The sequence below is a fragment of the Curtobacterium sp. NPDC087082 genome, assembly GCF_044745045.1.
Classification (GTDB): Bacteria; Actinomycetota; Actinomycetes; order Actinomycetales; family Microbacteriaceae; genus Curtobacterium.
The window spans coordinates 89,872-106,801 of record NZ_JBIUZN010000008.1; the positions used below are offsets into that span (position 1 = coordinate 89,872).

The 16,930-nt window shown below is 64.3% G+C and carries 12 protein-coding genes; 4 read left to right on the plus strand and 8 right to left on the minus strand.

The features are described 5' to 3' along the window. Positions 1 to 979: 979 nt before the first annotated feature. The 5 genes from ACIPEP_RS17920 to ACIPEP_RS17940 form a co-directional block, all read right to left on the minus strand. Positions 980 to 1,201, minus strand: a complete 222-nt coding sequence (locus tag ACIPEP_RS17920; RefSeq protein ID WP_402718011.1) for a helix-turn-helix domain-containing protein — start codon at positions 1,199 to 1,201, stop codon at positions 980 to 982. Continuing rightward, positions 1,198 to 2,253 (minus strand): restriction endonuclease subunit S, encoded by a 1,056-nt coding sequence (locus ACIPEP_RS17925; RefSeq protein ID WP_402718012.1) that lies wholly within the window; start codon positions 2,251 to 2,253, stop codon positions 1,198 to 1,200. The genes ACIPEP_RS17920 and ACIPEP_RS17925 overlap by 4 nt, the downstream gene beginning before the upstream one ends. Further along, positions 2,250 to 4,067: a class I SAM-dependent DNA methyltransferase gene (locus tag ACIPEP_RS17930; RefSeq protein ID WP_402718013.1), complete on the minus strand. Its 1,818-nt coding sequence runs from the start codon at positions 4,065 to 4,067 to the stop codon at positions 2,250 to 2,252. Before ACIPEP_RS17930 ends, ACIPEP_RS17925 begins: the two co-directional genes overlap by 4 nt. A 627-nt stretch (positions 4,068 to 4,694) precedes the next feature. Continuing rightward, the gene (locus ACIPEP_RS17935; protein ID WP_402718014.1) at positions 4,695 to 5,888 is read right to left on the minus strand and encodes an McrC family protein; all 1,194 of its coding nucleotides are present in this window, start codon (positions 5,886 to 5,888) and stop codon (positions 4,695 to 4,697) included. Next, a complete protein-coding gene (locus tag ACIPEP_RS17940; protein ID WP_402718015.1) occupies positions 5,869 to 7,974 on the minus strand; it encodes an AAA family ATPase in 2,106 nt (701 codons plus the stop codon). The genes ACIPEP_RS17935 and ACIPEP_RS17940 overlap by 20 nt, the downstream gene beginning before the upstream one ends. A 332-nt stretch (positions 7,975 to 8,306) precedes the next feature. On the opposite strand from ACIPEP_RS17940, the gene ACIPEP_RS17945 reads away from it, so the two are divergent. From ACIPEP_RS17945 to ACIPEP_RS17960, 4 genes are all read left to right on the plus strand, one after another. Beyond that, positions 8,307 to 8,582 (plus strand): DUF2510 domain-containing protein, encoded by a 276-nt coding sequence (locus ACIPEP_RS17945; RefSeq protein WP_402718016.1) that lies wholly within the window; start codon positions 8,307 to 8,309, stop codon positions 8,580 to 8,582. A gap of 94 nt (positions 8,583 to 8,676) precedes the next feature. Beyond that, positions 8,677 to 9,933, plus strand: a complete 1,257-nt coding sequence (locus ACIPEP_RS17950; protein ID WP_402718017.1) for a hypothetical protein — start codon at positions 8,677 to 8,679, stop codon at positions 9,931 to 9,933. Positions 9,934 to 10,055: 122 nt separating this feature from the next. Continuing rightward, positions 10,056 to 12,155 carry a UvrD-helicase domain-containing protein gene (locus tag ACIPEP_RS17955; protein ID WP_402718018.1) on the plus strand — a complete coding sequence of 700 codons (2,100 nt, stop codon included), beginning with the start codon at positions 10,056 to 10,058 and terminating at the stop codon, positions 12,153 to 12,155. Positions 12,156 to 14,155: 2,000 nt separating this feature from the next. After that, positions 14,156 to 14,728 (plus strand): hypothetical protein, encoded by a 573-nt coding sequence (locus ACIPEP_RS17960; protein ID WP_402718019.1) that lies wholly within the window; start codon positions 14,156 to 14,158, stop codon positions 14,726 to 14,728. A gap of 33 nt (positions 14,729 to 14,761) precedes the next feature. On the opposite strand, the gene ACIPEP_RS17965 is transcribed toward ACIPEP_RS17960, so the two are convergent. The 3 genes from ACIPEP_RS17965 to ACIPEP_RS17975 all read right to left on the minus strand — a co-directional run bounded on the left by ACIPEP_RS17965 (position 14,762) and on the right by ACIPEP_RS17975 (position 16,808). After that, entirely contained in the window at positions 14,762 to 15,694 is a 933-nt protein-coding gene (locus ACIPEP_RS17965; protein ID WP_402718020.1) for an NADP-dependent oxidoreductase, read from the minus strand. A gap of 270 nt (positions 15,695 to 15,964) precedes the next feature. Beyond that, positions 15,965 to 16,357, minus strand: coding sequence for a hypothetical protein (locus ACIPEP_RS17970; RefSeq protein ID WP_402718021.1), 393 nt, complete (start codon positions 16,355 to 16,357; stop codon positions 15,965 to 15,967). Positions 16,358 to 16,457: 100 nt separating this feature from the next. Beyond that, positions 16,458 to 16,808 carry a hypothetical protein gene (locus ACIPEP_RS17975; RefSeq protein WP_402718022.1) on the minus strand — a complete coding sequence of 117 codons (351 nt, stop codon included), beginning with the start codon at positions 16,806 to 16,808 and terminating at the stop codon, positions 16,458 to 16,460. Positions 16,809 to 16,930 lie beyond the last annotated feature (122 nt).

Sequence of the window (16,930 nt, forward strand, 5' to 3'; positions counted from 1 at the left end):
GATGCTCGGCGTTGGCGGGCTGTTCGCGTTCGTCGCTAACGCCAAACTTCACTATTTAACCTCGTAGTTCAGCAACGCCACCGGCCATCCGGTGCTCGCGCAGCTATCGAAACTCGGGGAGGCGTTCCCCGGGGGGGGGGGGGGCTCAATCCGGCAAGCATCCTGGGGTTCATGACAACTCCGCACAGCAGCACTCGCGTCAGTGGTTGCCCAGTCTCGCTGACCGAGTGGCTCGCAGCCGGCCAGGACGCGCAGCCCCTCGTGGACATCCTGCTGAGCTATCTCCTGTGACTGTCGACTCCATCAAGCATTCGGCCCAACTCTGACGGGTGCACTCACTTCGGCCGCATCGAAGTCGCGGATTATGTGACCTGCGTCACCACACGCGGACGTCGCAAGCTAGGTACGTCGATCTTTGCTGGACGGCGGGCGTACGTCGAGGCGTATCCGGACGGTTCTTTGCAGGACGGCGCCTCGGCAATGGTGGAGCACGACGTGGTCGGCCAGGGGAGCATGACTGCCACCAGGTCGCTCCGGGGCTCGAGCCACCGGCCTGACCTAGCGCCACCAAATGGCGCCAGGCTTCAAGCCCCGGCCTCACCCAGCACCACCAAATGGCCTCAGCCTGGAGTTCGCGCTCGCGCAACGGCGCTGCACAGCGTCGGTCGCTCAGACGTTCGGGAAGACCGAGGCAGCAAAAGCCTCGCGCACCCAGATCCAGGCGCCACCTATTGCCCCCACCTCATCCAGTGATGTGTCGACTCAAACGAGTCCCGCCGCATAAGGCGCTCACCCAACTGCGCGGAGGGCTGCCCGCACCTCTTGCAAGGTCCTCAGCCGTGCCGCACCAGCCACCTCGTCCGCGACGCTCACAAAGCCGCACTGACGCCGGTCCCTCAGCGGCCAGCCGGACGCACCTCGGCGCGGCCGTCTGTTCTGCTTCGGGCCGATATATGTCAGGACGCACGCGGCTTCATTCCTACTGCTCGTCCCCTACATGGACATCGAGGACAAGCCCGAGGGCTTCCGCAAGAGAGCGAAGCGTCTGAGTAGAAGAGGCTTCGCCGAGTTCGACTCGCGAGATCGTGGGTCGCGACAAGCCTGATTCCTTGGCTAAATCGGTCTGTGACCAGCCACGCTCGAGCCGAGTGGACTGAATCACCTTGCCGAATCCCTGAGCCTCCCCGGGTGGCCTACTCATCGGCTCTCCTCTAACGACGCTAGAGCCCCGAGCGCTCGCTCACGGTCCACCATGACCTCGCGCATCATTGCATCCATGTACTCCCAGTCAGGGTCGCCTGTTGAAGTGACAGGGAGCGGGATCGAGATACGGTCTCGCACATCGGAAACCTTCACCTTCATTGTGTAGGTGAACTCTCGCATTGCAGCTTCGATGACCGCAGACATAAATAGGCCGACACCTTCGCTACCCAGTCTAGTGACGCCCTTTGGAAGGAGACCCATGACTGTCTCCCCGATGAACACCGGTTCGCGATGATAGAACGTAGAGCCGACGCTGCCTGAGTAAGCGATCGTGAGAACATCCGCGTGCGTCGTATAGTCTGACCAGTCTGGGAAGCTAACCATATCGGAGATGCCGTTACCGGCGGCTGACGTACTCACAAGAGGTATTTTTCCTGGCACCCGCCACGACAACGGATACTTGCGCCCATTCACTACCTCGAATAGTTCACCGACCTTGAACTCACGCCAGGCGGTTGTATCGAGCACACCGACGCGGGCATCGCCTATCGCTGCCAATTCTTCAAACACTTGCTCCCGCTCGCCCATTACCCTGAGCATGGTTGACTCCATGTGCGCCCAGTCTGGGGTACCGTCTGTCGCGATCGGGAGCCTAATTGGGGTCGTCTTCATAATTTCCATACCCCACTTCTCACCGTAATCGAAGCGCGAACCGGCCTGTTGTATCACCGGGATTAGAAACATGGCGCGCGCTTCGTTGAGCGAGAATCGGGGGTACAGCACGTTCACGGCATCCGTAGCCCAGAAAGGCTGCGCCTGATAAAATGTAGTGCCTACGGGTCCGTCATAGCAGACGGTCAATAAGTTTCCCGGGTGTAGCTTATCCTCATTTCCGATCAACGCGGTTATGCCATTGTTAAACCGCGACGCCCCGACATGCCTGATCGAGCCGTCGTGCATGTCCGCCTTCGTTAGACGGGAACCTTTCACCACATCAAAAAGGTCTTTGATAAGGAATTCGCCCCATTCCGAGGTGTCAAGTTCCCTCACCGTTCCACCGCCAGTGTGATGGTGGTGTCCGATTTTTGAACATCGGCCGAATAGAGAGCCGCTTGTCCGAGGCGCTCGCGCAGAGCCCTCGCGTCGATTCCACGACGGAACAACGCGTACTCCATGGCGGCGCGTGCGAGATCTTCATGCGTCAGCGTGAATGGCTTGCTAGGTGCCTGCCAACTAAGATTCTGCGCCGGATCCAGCCACTGACCGGTCCCGTACTGACTGTCATCGTTGCGCTCAACCGCGTCAATCCAATAATCCTCGATGGCGGGCCATTTGTTGCGAATGTCATGACGACCCTGGTTCTTGACGGTGACCAGACCATCTTCCTCAATGTTTACCGTGAAGAACTTCTTTCCATCTTGCGCCCTACCCGCCTCAAAGATGAAAATGCTTGTAGTCACGCCGACCCCAAAGAAGAGGTTCTCAGGGAGCTTGACGACTTTGAGCAAGCGATGATGGCGTAAAAGGCGCGACATCTGACCCTTGCTTGTCTTCTCGAGCTTCTTGTCGGGCAGAATGAATCCGCAAAGAGTGCCGCGGTCGACGTGATCGAGGACGTTTTCGACAATCTTCATGCACCCGAACTTATTTTCGTATGGCGGGTTCATGAGTACCTTTGTGGCGCCGGTCCGTTCAATCCAGGCTCCGGCGGACTCTGTGCGCGCATCCATGTGAGCGAGGTTGGTTTTGCCATCCTTGTGGATGAGCATATTTGCACAGCCGAGCGCATAAATTTCGCGGTCAAATTCGATGCCATAGAGCTGCCTGGCCTTGACTTGTCTAGCCTTGGTCGTGTTCACCCCACCGGCCTCGCGAATCATGTTGCTCATAGATTTGACAAGGAAGGAACCGGAACCGGCGCACGCATCAAGCACACGGTCGTCCTTATTGACACCAAGAAGGCGGTACATGAAGCCCGTGATGTGGTCCGGAGTAAAGATTTGACCCGACTCACTTTTTTTCTTGTACCGATTGAACTCGTTGAAGAAGATTGCCATCACGTCTTCACCATTCCAGGCGTTGGAATTGATAAGCCCAGAGATTTCCGTGACCCAGTCGATAAACTCGCCGATTAGGTTAGTGAGTCGAGTGACAGCCCGAGGGTCGTCCTCGTCTGTTGAGACATTCATCTTAATGTCCGAGTACACTTCGGATAGGAGAGCCAGTTTTGCGTTCTGCTGAACGTCGGACCTGATCGCCTTGTTTAGAGCATTAAGGATACCGCTGTGAAATGCGTTATAATCCATGCCGCGAACAAGAATGGCGTCGTAGCGCCGGGCAACGAGTGCACACGCGGTGAAAATCATTCGGTGGTACAGGTTCTTGATTCCGAAATCACTGTGCAGCGAGTTATTGATGCGCTGTGTGAGTTCGTAGATGCGAGCCTTATCAACCGGGCGATCCGTCAGCTTCGAGAAGTAAAATTCCTTGGCCTGGAGTTCGTCTGGCACGTCCAGAGACTTGCCATTTACGTAAGCCCTTGTGCGGTCGCCGTCGTAGACAAGCCCGACGACCAGGTCGTACTGGCTGCGGACAGTCGCACAGTACTTCTCGACCTGAGTGCGGAGGGCGGGTGCATCGATCGGCACGGAACCAGTCGCCTTGGTTTCGAGCACCAGTGCCACCTCACCCTTGTCGGCTGGGAGGTACCAGCCGTCCGGCTTGTTGGATGCACCTTCCCCCCCGAAGCCAAGCTGCTTCATGGTCGTGATCTGGCCGACACCGCTCTGTGCCACTTTGGGCGAAACACCCGCAAGCCCGAGGAGCTTGCTCGCCTTGTCCCTGACCTGGTCTTCTGTTTCCACTGACAGTCCTTCGATTGCATCAAGTGTGATGCAATCAGATTAGCGGGATTCGTCGTGACCCGTCACCTCGCCAGGCGCTCCTTCGACCCGTGCGCCTGTGTCCGAGTCGCTCAGGGCTAAATTGCTGAGTTGGCACCAAACGGAGTTGTACCGGGGTACAGTCCAGCGCCATAGTCGCGGCTGGCTGTGCGCCTGTGGTTTCAGGGGCCCCTCGGGCAACTGCCACACATCTCTGCGCTGATCTAGAGCTTCAGCGGTGCAACGCAGCGGCGAGGCCCGCTAGTGGAGACGGACGGGATGGCTTGCGCTTCGCTGCGCACACTCAGGGAACGGGCGAGTGTGCTTGGGCCGCCGGGTTCGACCAAGTCTGGCTGAGCACGCTGCCGAGGAGGAGGCAGCCACGGTACGGAGTCCGGCGCTCTGGAGAGTGCACCAGAGATACACCAAGGACGCTCCGTAAAAGAAGAAAACCCCGTATGAAGGGGGTTTTCTGTGGCGGTACCGGCGGAACTTGAACCCATCGGTATGACCCTCACTTCTTCGACGCCCAGCGAGGCCATCTTTCACCTCGATGTCTTGCCTCGGGCGTGTCGAAACAGTCCCGGATGTGCTCGAAGCGGCCTCCGTTCAAACTTGGGGCCGCCGATGAAACACTGCGCCTCGTGGGATGCGAGTGAGTGAGTTGCGGAGGTCGGTGCTCTCGCCGTTCAACTCCAGCGCTGCACGCTGAATGGTCGGTCCGTCCATCACGTCGACCACCCCGCCGTCATACTCACCAGCTGCGTAGACGAGCCACCCCTCGTTTAACCCGAAGCGCCGGCAGTACGCCGCCATCTGGTACAGATCCGCGTTCGGATACTGCCCGTGCTTCTCGACTTTGTACTTCACGTCCATGCATGCGCGCACTTCCCCGTCGACGAGCCACACGAGGTCCGGCGCGATCTTCACCGTCCCCTCGACGTCGAGTGTCGACTGGTACTTCGACACCAGCACTCCCCCGTACGGCCTGAACGCCTCTCGCAGTGCAGCCGAGACAAAGTCCTCGAAGACCGACCACATGTCGACCAGGAACCCCGACGCCACGACCGACCCCGCACGTTGCTCGACGGACGATCCCGAGAGCACGAGCGAAGCCAATGCCAGCACCGACGAGTACCGCTGGTTCCGCCGATCCGACCGGACGACCGGCACCGGCGCCCCGACGGGGATCACCGACACTCCATCGAGCACCCGCACGAGCCGCCGCAGCGCCCCGAGCACGTCCGCCGGCACGCCGGGCAACCGCAGCAACCTCGTCGCTGCGGTCAGCAGTAGCTGGTTCTCGGCGATGTCCTCGACGTAGTCGTCGAACGAAACCTCGACCGGCAGCGGCTGTCCGCCCCGCCGCGTCAGCTGATCCCCGATCCGCCACCGACCACGCACGAGCGGCAGCGCATCCTCCCGCGTGACGTATCCGCGGAGCGGCCCGCCGGCAAGCGCCCGCGAGGCCTGCCGCACGAACGCGTGGGCCAGCGCCGGCACGAGGTCCTCGTCCTCCTCGAACTCGAGGTCGTCCTCGGTCCAGATCGCACTCCCGGCACGAGCGTACCCGAGCATCGCGAACAGCCGTCGGACGGGCGTCTTCGGCTTGAGCCACACGGTGTGCCCGGCGATCCGCACGACGCCGACCTTGCGGACGCCACTGACGCGGTACTCGTCGGCGCCAAGCGTCGGCGCGACCGACGCGATGTTCGCGGCCGCGAGCCCGACAGCCACCGCCCGCGGGAGTCGGTGCACGACCGGCTGGTCCGCCTCCCGCAGCTCAATCGTCGACGGAAGCACCTTCGGCCCCGTCCGCAACCCGGGGCGTCGCTTGGCGACGCAGCGTCTTCAGGCCGTACCGCGCCTCCAGGTCGACGCCTTCGCCGTAGTGGTGCTCGGCCAGGAGCGGCAGGATCTCGTACCGCCACACGTCCTGCAGGCCGGTCCCGGCCAGGTCGCGCATCAGGAAGGACGGGCCCACCTTCGCGTCGTGGTCCTGGATCTGCGCGTTGAGTCTAGTCAGCAGGTCCGCGCGATCATCCTGGAGGCCCTTGCTCACCACCCAGCGCGACAACACGTCCTGTACGGGGTCGCGTTCCGGGTGCAGCTCGATGAACGCGAAGCGCCGCCGCATGGCAGCGTCGAGCATCGCGATCGAGCGGTCTGCGGTGTTCATCGTGCCGATGACGAAGATGTTGCTCGGCAGGGTGAACGGCTCGTCGCTGTAGAGCAGGGAGATCTCGCTGTCCCGGTACTCGAGCAGGAAGTACAGCTCGCCGAAGACCTTCGCGATGTTGCCCCGGTTGATCTCGTCGATGACGAGGAAGTAGTTCGCCTCGGGATTGGCTGCGGCGCTGTCGGCAAGGCGTCGAAGTGGCCCCTTCCGGAGGCTGAAGGCGAGGTTGCCGCTGTCGTCGTTCGCGACAGGGCGGAAGCCCTCGAAGAAGTCCTCGTAGGAGTACGTCGGGTGGAATTGCACGATGGTGGTCTCGCCGTCCGTGCCGTCCGTCACGTGCTTCGACAGCGCCTGAGCGAGGAACGTCTTGCCGGTGCCGGGAGGGCCGTAGAGGATGACCTGCTTGCGGTGCTCGATGAGGTCGAGGGTGTCCTGGAGCCAGCGTTCGGGCATGTGAAGGGCGGCGGCGAGCCGGCTGTTCACCGGGGTGAACGACGTCCGCGTTTGCTTCGGTGCGGGGTCGGTCGACTGAGTCTCCGGATCTTCGTTCTCTGGTGCGGGCGGATGCGTGGAATCTCCAGTCCATCGCGACCTCAGCGGATCGCGATAGTAGACGGCAGGGCCGTTCTCCTTTGTCTGCAGAGCCAGCGTGATCTCGAGGAACTCCCGGTCGGGGTCGTCAGTCACATCCGTGACATCGACGTCCCCGGAGACCTCACCGCGGAACACCGATCTGATCCGCTCGCGATCGACAGCGGAGATCACTTCCCCGAACGAGTCCGGGTGGACGAGGTACATCAGTTCGTTGCGCAATGTCGGGAACGGTGTCCCCGGTACCGCTGCGACGAAGTCCCGCCATGCCCAGGGGTCGTCGAGCAGCGTCTCGCGCTCCTCATCGGCGAGCGAGACCCACTGGTCCACGAGTCGCACCACGATCGAGAGTGCGTTGTGGATCCCCTGCGCCATCCCCTGGCCGGGGTTGAACGACCACGAGCGGAAGGCTTGGTCGACGTCAGCCGGAATGACGACCGGCTCGCGCATCAGGCTCAACAGAGTCTCCACGCGTTCGCGCTTTTTCCGCTCGCCCGGAGTCTGCAACGGGAGGAGTTGCCACGCGACGAGCTCAGCCATGAGCAGGCGTGCATCGTCACTCGCATCGGCGAACTGGCTGCGGAGCTTGTCGAGGAACGTTTCACCCGGCACTTCCTCGCGCTCGACGAGACAGCGAATCAGCTCCGCGGTGACTTCTGGGCGCCAGACCGAGCGGTGCTCCGCGAAGACCGATGCAAGCTGGAGGAGGCCCCGCTCTCGGAACCGCTCGGACGCCTCTCGGACCCGCTCTGCGCCCGCGTCGGGTGCGAGGATTGCGACGCTCAGCCGAGCAGCACGATCGGCCATCAGTGCCTTGGTCGTCTCGCGCGCTGAGCGAGCGGCTTCCTTGCGGAACTCGGTCGGATCGGTGTTCTGCTCCACGACGCGACGGCCCTCGTCAGTGATCGTCCACAGACCGTCACCTGACTTCCGCAGGAATCCCGCGCGGCCGAGCATCGATGTGCCGAACCAGAACGCGTTCCTTCCACGGGGCTCGGGCCGTGATGCGACGAACGTCGACTCGGTGTCGGTCATCGGGATGTGATCGACGACAGCGTCCCACACTGCTCGACGACGAACCGGCTCAGGATGGTCCACGAGGAAGTGGAGTGCCGCCATCAGCCGCTCGTCTTGCATTCGTTGGTCCGACACCGGCTGCTCCTGATCTGCGGGCCTTCGGGAGGAGCCCTCACGTTCCAGATGCTAAGGCATCACCGAACGGCGTCGAGCGTGTGGCCGCGGCTCCCACCGCCGCAAACACGTGCGCCATCCCGCAACTCCCCCGAACAGGAGATGGTTGGGATGCCCACCGCTCTCGTACGCTTCCCGAGGAACGAGAGGGGCACCCATTGGCGAAGCGAGTCGAGACCGGATGTCGGGACTGCAAGAAGTGCACGAACAGCGCTGCGGCGAACCTGGGTAGGAACAGCGTCCGCGCGAGCACCGCGGTCATGACCGTCGGCATCTCCGAGCTGGCGATGGGGTTCACGAAGACCTGCCGCGGCTGCGGTCACAAGATGTCGCTGCACCTCGGCGCGCAGGCGACGACCCCTCAGCCGACCGTGACCGTGCAGCAGCCGACTGCAACGCAGACCGCGCCGCAGGGACCGCCGCCCGGCTGGTACCCGGACGCGCAGGGCGCGAACCGCTGGTGGGACGGGGTGCAGTGGACCGAACACATCCAGTCAGGAACGCCGCCGGTTCCGCCGGCAGCCCCGTCCGTCTGACCCGACCGATGCTTGCATACCGCAACTGCGCGGCACGCAAGGCATGATGACGTCGACGCGGCGGGTTGCCGCTCGACCAATGGTGAGGAGCATCATGACTGATGAGATCGAGATCGTCCGTGACGACGACGGCGTCGCGGTGATCGGCGACCCTGCGGCCATCGAACGCTTCTTGTCGTCGAACGGTCTTCCCTCACGTCACCTCGACCTCCCACGAGGAAGCCACCTTTCCAGCGCCGGGTCGATGGCGTCGCAGGCCGGTGCCGGAATGGCCGCGTCAGGGCGATGGGTGAAGCTGACCAAGGAATCGGCCAAGGCGTTGAAGGACTTCCCGACGATGAAGGGGTCGAACCCTTCCGTGAGCCGTGCGATCGTCACGGACGGCGGGAAGATCAAGGGCATCCTGCAGTTCGTCAAGACGCCAGGTTCCGTCCTCACCAACCCGGCCATCCTGACCGGGGCCGCCGGTGTCATGGCGCAGCTTGCAATGCAGCAGGCCATGGACGAGATCACCGACTACCTGGCCAAGATCGATGCGAAGCTCGACGACGTCCTCCGTGCCCAGAAGGACCACGTCTTCGCTGACATGATCGGTGTCGATCTGCTCATCAACGAGGCGCTCACGATCCGGGAGCATGTCGGCGGTGTCAACGAGGTGACCTGGTCGAAGCTCCAGGGTGCGAGCCAGACGATCTTGACAGTGCAGTCGTACGCGCTCAGAGCGCTGGACGCACTCGCTGAGAAACTCGAGAAGACGACGAAGGTCGGTGATCTCGCCGTCCTGACCGCCGAGGCTGAGTCCGCCGCGAGCGAATGGCTGGCGGTCCTGGCGCGGTGCTTCCAGCTCCAAGATGGTCTTGCGGTGCTCGAGATCGACCGAGTCCTCAGGACATCGCCCGAAGAACTCGACCGCCACCGCACCGGCCTGAAGGTGGCACGAGCGCAGCGACGGGATGCCATCGCTGCCACGACGAAGCGACTCATCGACCGGATGGATTCGGCTGCAGGGATGAGCGACATGAAGGTGCTGCTCAACCCGATCGATTCCCGTCGCGTCGTCGAGGGCACGAACCGCGTTGCGTCCGGGCTTGTCGACTTCCACGCGCGACTCGGCATCGAGCATGAGCGCTCTGCGCTGAGTTCGAAGAAGTGGCGGGACGCCGTCGACGACGTCGCGACGGACGCACGCGACCGTGCGCTCGATGTGGGCGCCGACTCGGTCGACGTCGCGAAGCGTCTGAGCGGTGAGGCGGTCGGTCACGCCGCCAGTGCAGCCGGAGCTCTGTCGAACCGTCTGGTCGGGCTGCAAGCCCGAATGCGTCGGAAGGCCGAGGAGCCCACCGAGGACTGAGCTCGTCCCCCCCAACGGGTACTCCCGCCCCACGTCCCTACCCACGAGGATGGTTCAACACCACTCGTCCCGGGGACGACGAGCGGCACCGAGGACCAGGGACTCCCCCGAGGGACAACACCATGACGATCGCCGGGGAATCGGCAGGTGTCGAAGCACGCCGCCAACGCAGCCACGCGCAGGAGCTCCGCCGTCAGGCACACGACGCCGAACAACGCGCGGACCGCTTCGAGATCGCCGAGCGCACCGAGAGCGAGACCGCGCAGCTCCTCGCCCCACTCGCCGGCATCGGCTACCACCTCCTCGCCGACCGCCGCTGGCCCGGCAGCCGCACAGCCCAAGTGGACATGGTCGTCGTCGGCCGCGCCGGCGTCTTCATCGTCGACACGAAGGCCTGGCGCGAGGTCGCGGTCCACGGCGACCGGATCACCCGCGGCCAGGAGGACGTCACCGACGACATCGCCCGCCTCGCCGACCTCGCGTACAGCACCGAGGCCGCCCTCGCGGACATCGGGCTCGCGCCGGGCGAGGTCCACGCCGTCGCAGCACTCGCTGGCCAGAAGCGCATGCACGCCCGCGTCGCATCGGTCGACGTCATCGGCACGCACGACCTCGTCGGCCACATCACGAAGCGCGGCGCACGGCTCTCGGCGTCACGCGTCGACGAGGTCCTCGCCGCGATGCTGACCCACTTCCCCGTGATCGGCGAGGACGCAGCGATACCGCCGCAGATCGTCGTCCCAGCGGCGGTCCTCCCCCGCGAACCCGCACCGACGATCGCCACGCTCGACGACGAGCTCACGGACCAGCTCCTCGACGGCGTCCTCGAGGCACCCATCGAGGACTGGATGGCCTTCCTCGATCCCGCCCAGGCAAAACTCGTCCGCCGCAGCTTCAACGGCCCGGCACGCATCCGCGGCGCCGCTGGCACCGGCAAGACCGTCGTCGGCCTCCACCGCGCTGCGTACCTCGCACGCTCGACCGGCGGTCGGATCCTCTTCACGACGTACATCGGCACCTTGCCGAAGGTCCTCGAGTCGCTCCTCGAGCGCCTCGCGCCCGACATGGTCGGTCGCGTCGACTTCATGGGCGTCCACGCGTTCGCCACGCGCCTGCTGAAGGAACGCGGGATCGCGTTCCGCACACCCGGACGGGAGGCGCGACTCGCGTTCGACGACGCATGGGACGCAATCCGCGCCTCCAGTCCACTGCGGTCCTCGCGTTTCTCGCGCTCCTACTGGGAGGACGAGATCAAGCACGTCATCAAGGGACGCGGCCTGACGCGCTTCGACCAGTACGCCGACCTGGCGCGCTTCGGGCGCAAGCACGCGCTGCCCGCGGAGACGCGGCAGGCCGTGTGGGATCTGTACGAGGCGTACTCGCGCGGGCTGCGCGATCGGCGCGCGCACGACTGGGAGGATATCGTCCTGCTCGCGCGCGACGCTGTCGCGGCGGTGCCGCTCGAGCGGTACGACGCGGTGATCGTCGATGAGGCGCAGGACCTGTCGTGCGCGATGGTCTCGCTGATGCACCACCTCGTCGGGGATCGTGCCGACGGGCTGACACTCATCGGGGACGGCCAGCAGACGATCTACCCGGGCGGGTACACGCTCGGCGAGGTCGGTATCAGCCTCTCCGGACGCGGTGTCGTCCTCGACGTGAACCACCGCAACACGGCGGAGATCCTCGAGTTCGCGAAGGAGATGGTGGCGGACGACCAGTTCGTCGACATCGAGGGCGTGGACGGCGCCGGCGACACGGTGTCCGACGTCTCGCGCTCCGGTCCCGTGCCGGCGTTCCACCGGTTCGCAAGCCGCGCCGAGCACGATCGCGTGATGCTCCAGCGACTGACCGACGTCCTGCGGCTGATCGGAACGGGGCACGGTGACGTGGGGATCCTCACCGCGACGAAGCGGCAGGCGGACGACGTCCGGGGCGTCCTGCTGGATGCCGGCATCCCCGTGATCATGCTCAACGAGTACTCCGGCAGGACGTCCGACGCCGTACGGGTCGGCACCGTGAAGCGGGCGAAGGGGCTCGAGTTCAAGCAGGTGCTGCTGGCGCACGTCGATCGTCGGCTGCTGGATCCGGTGACGGGTGAGCCGTCCGAGACGGATCGAGAGCGGCGGGAGCGCGGCCGGCGGGAGTTGTACGTGGGGATGACGCGGGCGCGGGACGGGCTGTGGGTCGGGGTCCGGAGTGGGGCGGGGAGCAGTCGCTGAGCACCGTGCCTCGGCCGGGCTCGTCCGGGCTACCGAACGCCTCGGTCATGGCCTGCGACACGTCCCAACCGGCGGCGGGGACGTGGCACACGAGGACTGCCGAGGAGTTGGTGTGCTCGACGCGCCTCCCGAGCTGCTGTGCATCGATGCTCGTGACCTCTCGCGCCCAGATGATGTCGTCGGTCCGCGCGTCGAGGACCACGAACACTGCGATGTCGAAGTTCCACGAACGGAACGCCGAGAACTGTTACGAGCGGCGATCGGCGGGATGGCCGAGCCGAGCTAGGACTTGTACTCTGACGCCGTCCTTCACTGTGAGCACCCAGATACATCGCCCGCGCAGCGGGCCCTGGCTATAATTGTCTTTCGAACTGCCTAGGTAGCTGCAAGAACCACCGACATGCAAGAGTCCATCTCTCCGAGCAAGTCATGTGCGGCACTTTGCGGAGGCATTTGATTGGCAGAGTGCATGTAATTGTTGCGAGGGTTCACTATCTTCGCTTGCCATTGATTACGTTGCATCGGACCTATAACGCCTTGATCTCTCAGCGCAACCAAATACTTCCCAAGTGAAGGCTGGGACACAGGCACGCCACGTTGCACTAGCACGCGCGAAAGGCAAGTATCCAGCGCGCGAGTGGTATGGAGCACCTGCAAAAGCCAGCGCCCATCCCCGGCAATACTTTTCGTCTCAATGACCCTCTTGAGCTCTCGAACTATATCGCTCATTCGTGGGTCGTTGACCAGTTGTGGATGAGAGCCCACCAACATGCGCAACGTTTGGACACGTTTCTCGCTTACCACGAGTTCATCACCAAGCCTCCCCCGAATTGCGCCGCGCGGAGCGGCTTTCCCATATCCACTCCACTGCGTCGTTGCTCGAAGCTCAAATCGGCTTCCACCAAGTGCTGCTCGAGGTAGGTATTTGTATCCAACGAGCCGGCTACGTCCAAAAAGCCTGAAACACCCGATGATAGCCCATAGTCGTTCATCGCAAAAGTTTCAGCGACCCTCTGAATTCGATTGCTCGTGCGCACGCGTGTTCCAGTAGGCACTTTAGCGGCGAGGCGCCGCTCTTCTGGCCTCACAAATTTAGTTCATCGCCCCCTCGAAAGCGAAACGAGCGAAAGACGGAAAACCATGTTTTTGTTCACTTTCCCGGCCTAGCTGATTCGCAGCGAATCGAGCAAAATGCGGCTCGCGTACGGCCTTCATGGCGGAGGTTACGGGACTCACTCTATCAATGTCACCGTCGGGACGTGAGAGGGACCGTGAGTCCTGGACTCGGAAAAGATCAAATAGTTCCGGTACGTCGCCATCGTAGGCCGCATTTACGAAGATGGCTTCAAAGAGCGTATGACCAGGATAGGCCAGACGTGCTAATAAGATTCGAGCTTGCTCTGCAATCGAATTGACGGGCCTGGATTTGTCCGTGTAAACGAACGACGCGGTGAGCTTCGAGTCGGAAACCGTCAAGAGTGTCGGACCATCGAGAACGAGCGGATGGTCAGGGTAAGCGAGCGACTCGCCTTCGTTCGATAGGGCCTTGACCAACGTCTGGATCGTCTCACTCCGGGACACGAAACCACACTAGCGTCGATCTATGTTCGCGCAAGCCAAACTAAAGGTTTGTTCCCACAACACCACTCCTGGCGGGTCGACCGGTGCCTAGGCGATACAACGCCGCCCTGCGAAAGACTCCGTGTTAACGAGACTCAGTCGTCCAGGCGTGGGGGCAGTGCCCTTCCAGGCCGATGCCGCTCGCGCGGACCTCAGTAGCGCAACCTCGAGTTCAAGAACTGCGCACATCGAGTTGAAGTGATCTGTGTCGAGCAGTGCCGTAACTTCGAGTATCACACCGACGACCGCCATCGCCTCACTTGGCTGTCGCGGACGGCCAATGTGTGTCTCTTCGCTGTGAGAGTAGGCGTGTAGTTGTCCGACAATGCGCGTCCGCAGAAGGCTCAACTCGAGAGCGACAAGCGCCATCCTGAGTGCGGGTGTCGAAGCTCACGACATGCTCAAAATATCCGAGAGCCAAGAAGGCCTTGCGCATCCTAAGAGGCGCGTTCTGCGCGCGCGTGAGCGCGTTCAACTGTTCAGCGAAGGTCCCACCGTTGGCTGCTGCAGCGAGCGTGGCGACGAGAGAGTTCCGCGCCCGGCTCCGGGAGACGCTGCAACGCCTCGCAACGATGCCGACCTCAGGCGAGTCCGCGCTCTACCTCTTCCTCCGTGAGCTAGGCGGCCCGTTCCTCACGCTCGACGGCCTGCCTCTCGAAGCACGGGCCCCGGCGCAACAAGCGACGGAGTTCCTCAGAATCGACAACACGGACGGCACCGTACGTGTCCCGGACTTGGTGCGTTGCCGCGAGGCGAGCGGACTCGGCGTCGGCACCCGCGGCACTTCCACGACCGACGACGGCGAGGGCGGCGAGCAAGTCGCCGTGGTGTGGGTCTTCCGCGCGGGTGGCACCGACGTACGCATCGCGACCGTCGCGAACGCTCCGGAGAGCTTCGCCGTCATCGAACCGGAGATCGACGACTTCATCGACGGCATCAGTGTGCTCAACTGATCGCGACGGCATCCGGCCCCAGGCGGGAAGCACTCACCACGTCAACACCAACCGCCCCCGCGTCCCCCCAGCCTCGAGCCGCTCATGCGCCTCCCCCGCCCGCGAGGCCGGCAGCACCTCCGCCACCCGCGGCGTCACCGTCCCACTCTCCACCGCATGCCGCAGCTGCTCGAGCTTGTCGAACGACCGGTACTCCGCGAACACGGCGATCTGCTCGAACCGGATCCCACGAGCCCCGTTGCCCTCCCACCCCCGCACGTCGAGGAACACTCCCCCGTCGCGCACGGCGTCGACCACGGCAGCCCGCTGCACCGCAGCATCGGCAAGCGCATCGACCCCGTCCGGCACGAGCTCGCGCACAGCGACGGGGAACGAGGACCCGCGCGCGACGATGTGCGACGGCCCGAGCGACCGGACCTGCGCTTCGTCCGCAGGAGCAGCATCGGCGATGACGGTGAGTCCAGCAGCGACACCGAGCTGCACGACGTAGTTCCCGAGCAACCCCGCAGCCCCGGTCACGGCGAGCGTCTGCCCCGGAGCGAGCCCCGCCCGCGCGAGGATCTGCAACGCCGTCAGCCCGTTCATCGGCACCGTGGACGCGAGCGGAAGCGACGTCCCCCGAGGGATCCGCGTGAACGACCCGACCGGCGCGACGAGCTCCTCGACGTACGCGCCCCCGTGCGCGCTGAGCGGCAGCGCGATCGCCATGACCTCGTCGCCGACCTCCCACCCGGAGACGTCCGGTCCGACCTCGTCGATGACCCCGGCGGCGTCCATCCCCGGCACGTAGGGCGGCGCCGCCTGCGAGCTGTCCCGCTGACCGGCGCGCACACCGGTGTCGGTCGGGTTCACCGCGAACGCTCGCACCCGGATCCGCACGGATCCCGCACCAGCGTGCGGCTCCGGCACCTCGTGGACGGCGAGGGCCTCCGGCCCTCCGAACTGTTCGACTCCTACGACCTTCACCGTTCCGGTCTACCGGACGTCGCTCGGCCGCACCCAGCGAGCGGGCCGGTGGCGGTGGTCGGGATGCACCATCCGTCGGACTGGAGGCGCGGATCACCGCCGACCCGCGCCTCCAGTCCGGCACTGGGCCGGCTACACGGCGGGGGCGAACGCCAGCTGTTCGCGCGCCATCACGGCGTCGGCGGCCGGGGGCCGGCCTTAGCCTCGCGGTGAGCCGCAGGTCGTCAGCCGTCGCGCTCTCCCCGGCGGTGGACTCGGGTTCCCCGGCCGTCACCGGTAGTCGTCCGGGTCGCCGAGGACGCAGCGCGAGTCGACGTTGACGTGCGCGCGGACCTTGGTGGCTGCCATCGAAGCACGGGGCTTGCCATCGGCTCGCGCCACCACGGCGTAGACCTGACCGGTCTCCGGGTCCATCTCCGTCTGTGTCTTCGACAACTCGTAGCCCTCGCGCTCCCAGTGCTCACCTGCCCGTGCCACGAGCGTTCGAGGATCGTCCGGAGCGTCCACCTCGACGTAGTACCCGAACTGCACGGCCCGCACCCCGTCGACTCGACAGTCGTACGCGGCTGCCTTCGGCTCCTCCTGCGGCCACGTGTCCGGAGCCAGCTCGAGCACCGACCGGAATTCGATGATCGCTTGCGATCGTGCCTCTTCGATCGTCATGGGCTGTCCCGCTCTCGTCGTCCCGCACCCGGAGAGCGCGAGGCTGGCAGCACCGGCGAGCGCCGCGAGGGCTCGGCCCGGGCGGCTCACACCACCCACGTCATTCGTCGTAGTCGTCGACGGACCCGCTGGCGCACGGCGACGTGATCCGCACGACGACCGAGGTCGCGTTCACCTGGTAGGCGGCACCTGCGGCCCCGTCAGCATCGGCCGTCGCCGAGTAGAGGATCCCGCCCTCGCCGCCGAAGTCCTTCTGCGACGGTTCGACCGTCAGCCCCTCGGACTTCCACAGGCGCTGGAACGTCTGTGCGACCGATCGGGCATCCGTCTCGGTCTTCACCGGCACGAAGTAGCCGAAGCGGACGCCGCCCGGGCACCTCTCGGCAGACGGCTCCGGTGTCTCCGGCCACGGCACGTCGACTGCGGCCTCGGTCTTCAGCAGCAGTTCCACGGCCGCGGCTCGGGCTTGCTCCGGGGGCTGCAGAGCCGTCCCGGTGCATCCCGTCAGGGAGATCGTCAGACAGCTCACGGAGAGCACCGGCGCGATCCGCTTCCGCTGGGAGCCGATCGTTC

Bases quoted from the DNA above. Each gene is read 5' to 3' on its own strand.
- ACIPEP_RS17940 (WP_402718015.1), bottom strand. From the start codon at position 7,974: ATGGCGGCACTCCACTTCCTCGTGGACCATCCTGAGCCGGTTCGTCGT.
- ACIPEP_RS17950 (WP_402718017.1), top strand. From the start codon at position 8,677: ATGACTGATGAGATCGAGATCGTCCGTGACGACGACGGCGTCGCGGTG.
- ACIPEP_RS17945 (WP_402718016.1), top strand. From the start codon at position 8,307: ATGACCGTCGGCATCTCCGAGCTGGCGATGGGGTTCACGAAGACCTGC.
- ACIPEP_RS17970 (WP_402718021.1), bottom strand. From the start codon at position 16,357: ATGACGATCGAAGAGGCACGATCGCAAGCGATCATCGAATTCCGGTCG.
- ACIPEP_RS17920 (WP_402718011.1), bottom strand. From the start codon at position 1,201: ATGAGTAGGCCACCCGGGGAGGCTCAGGGATTCGGCAAGGTGATTCAG.
- ACIPEP_RS17955 (WP_402718018.1), top strand. From the start codon at position 10,056: ATGACGATCGCCGGGGAATCGGCAGGTGTCGAAGCACGCCGCCAACGC.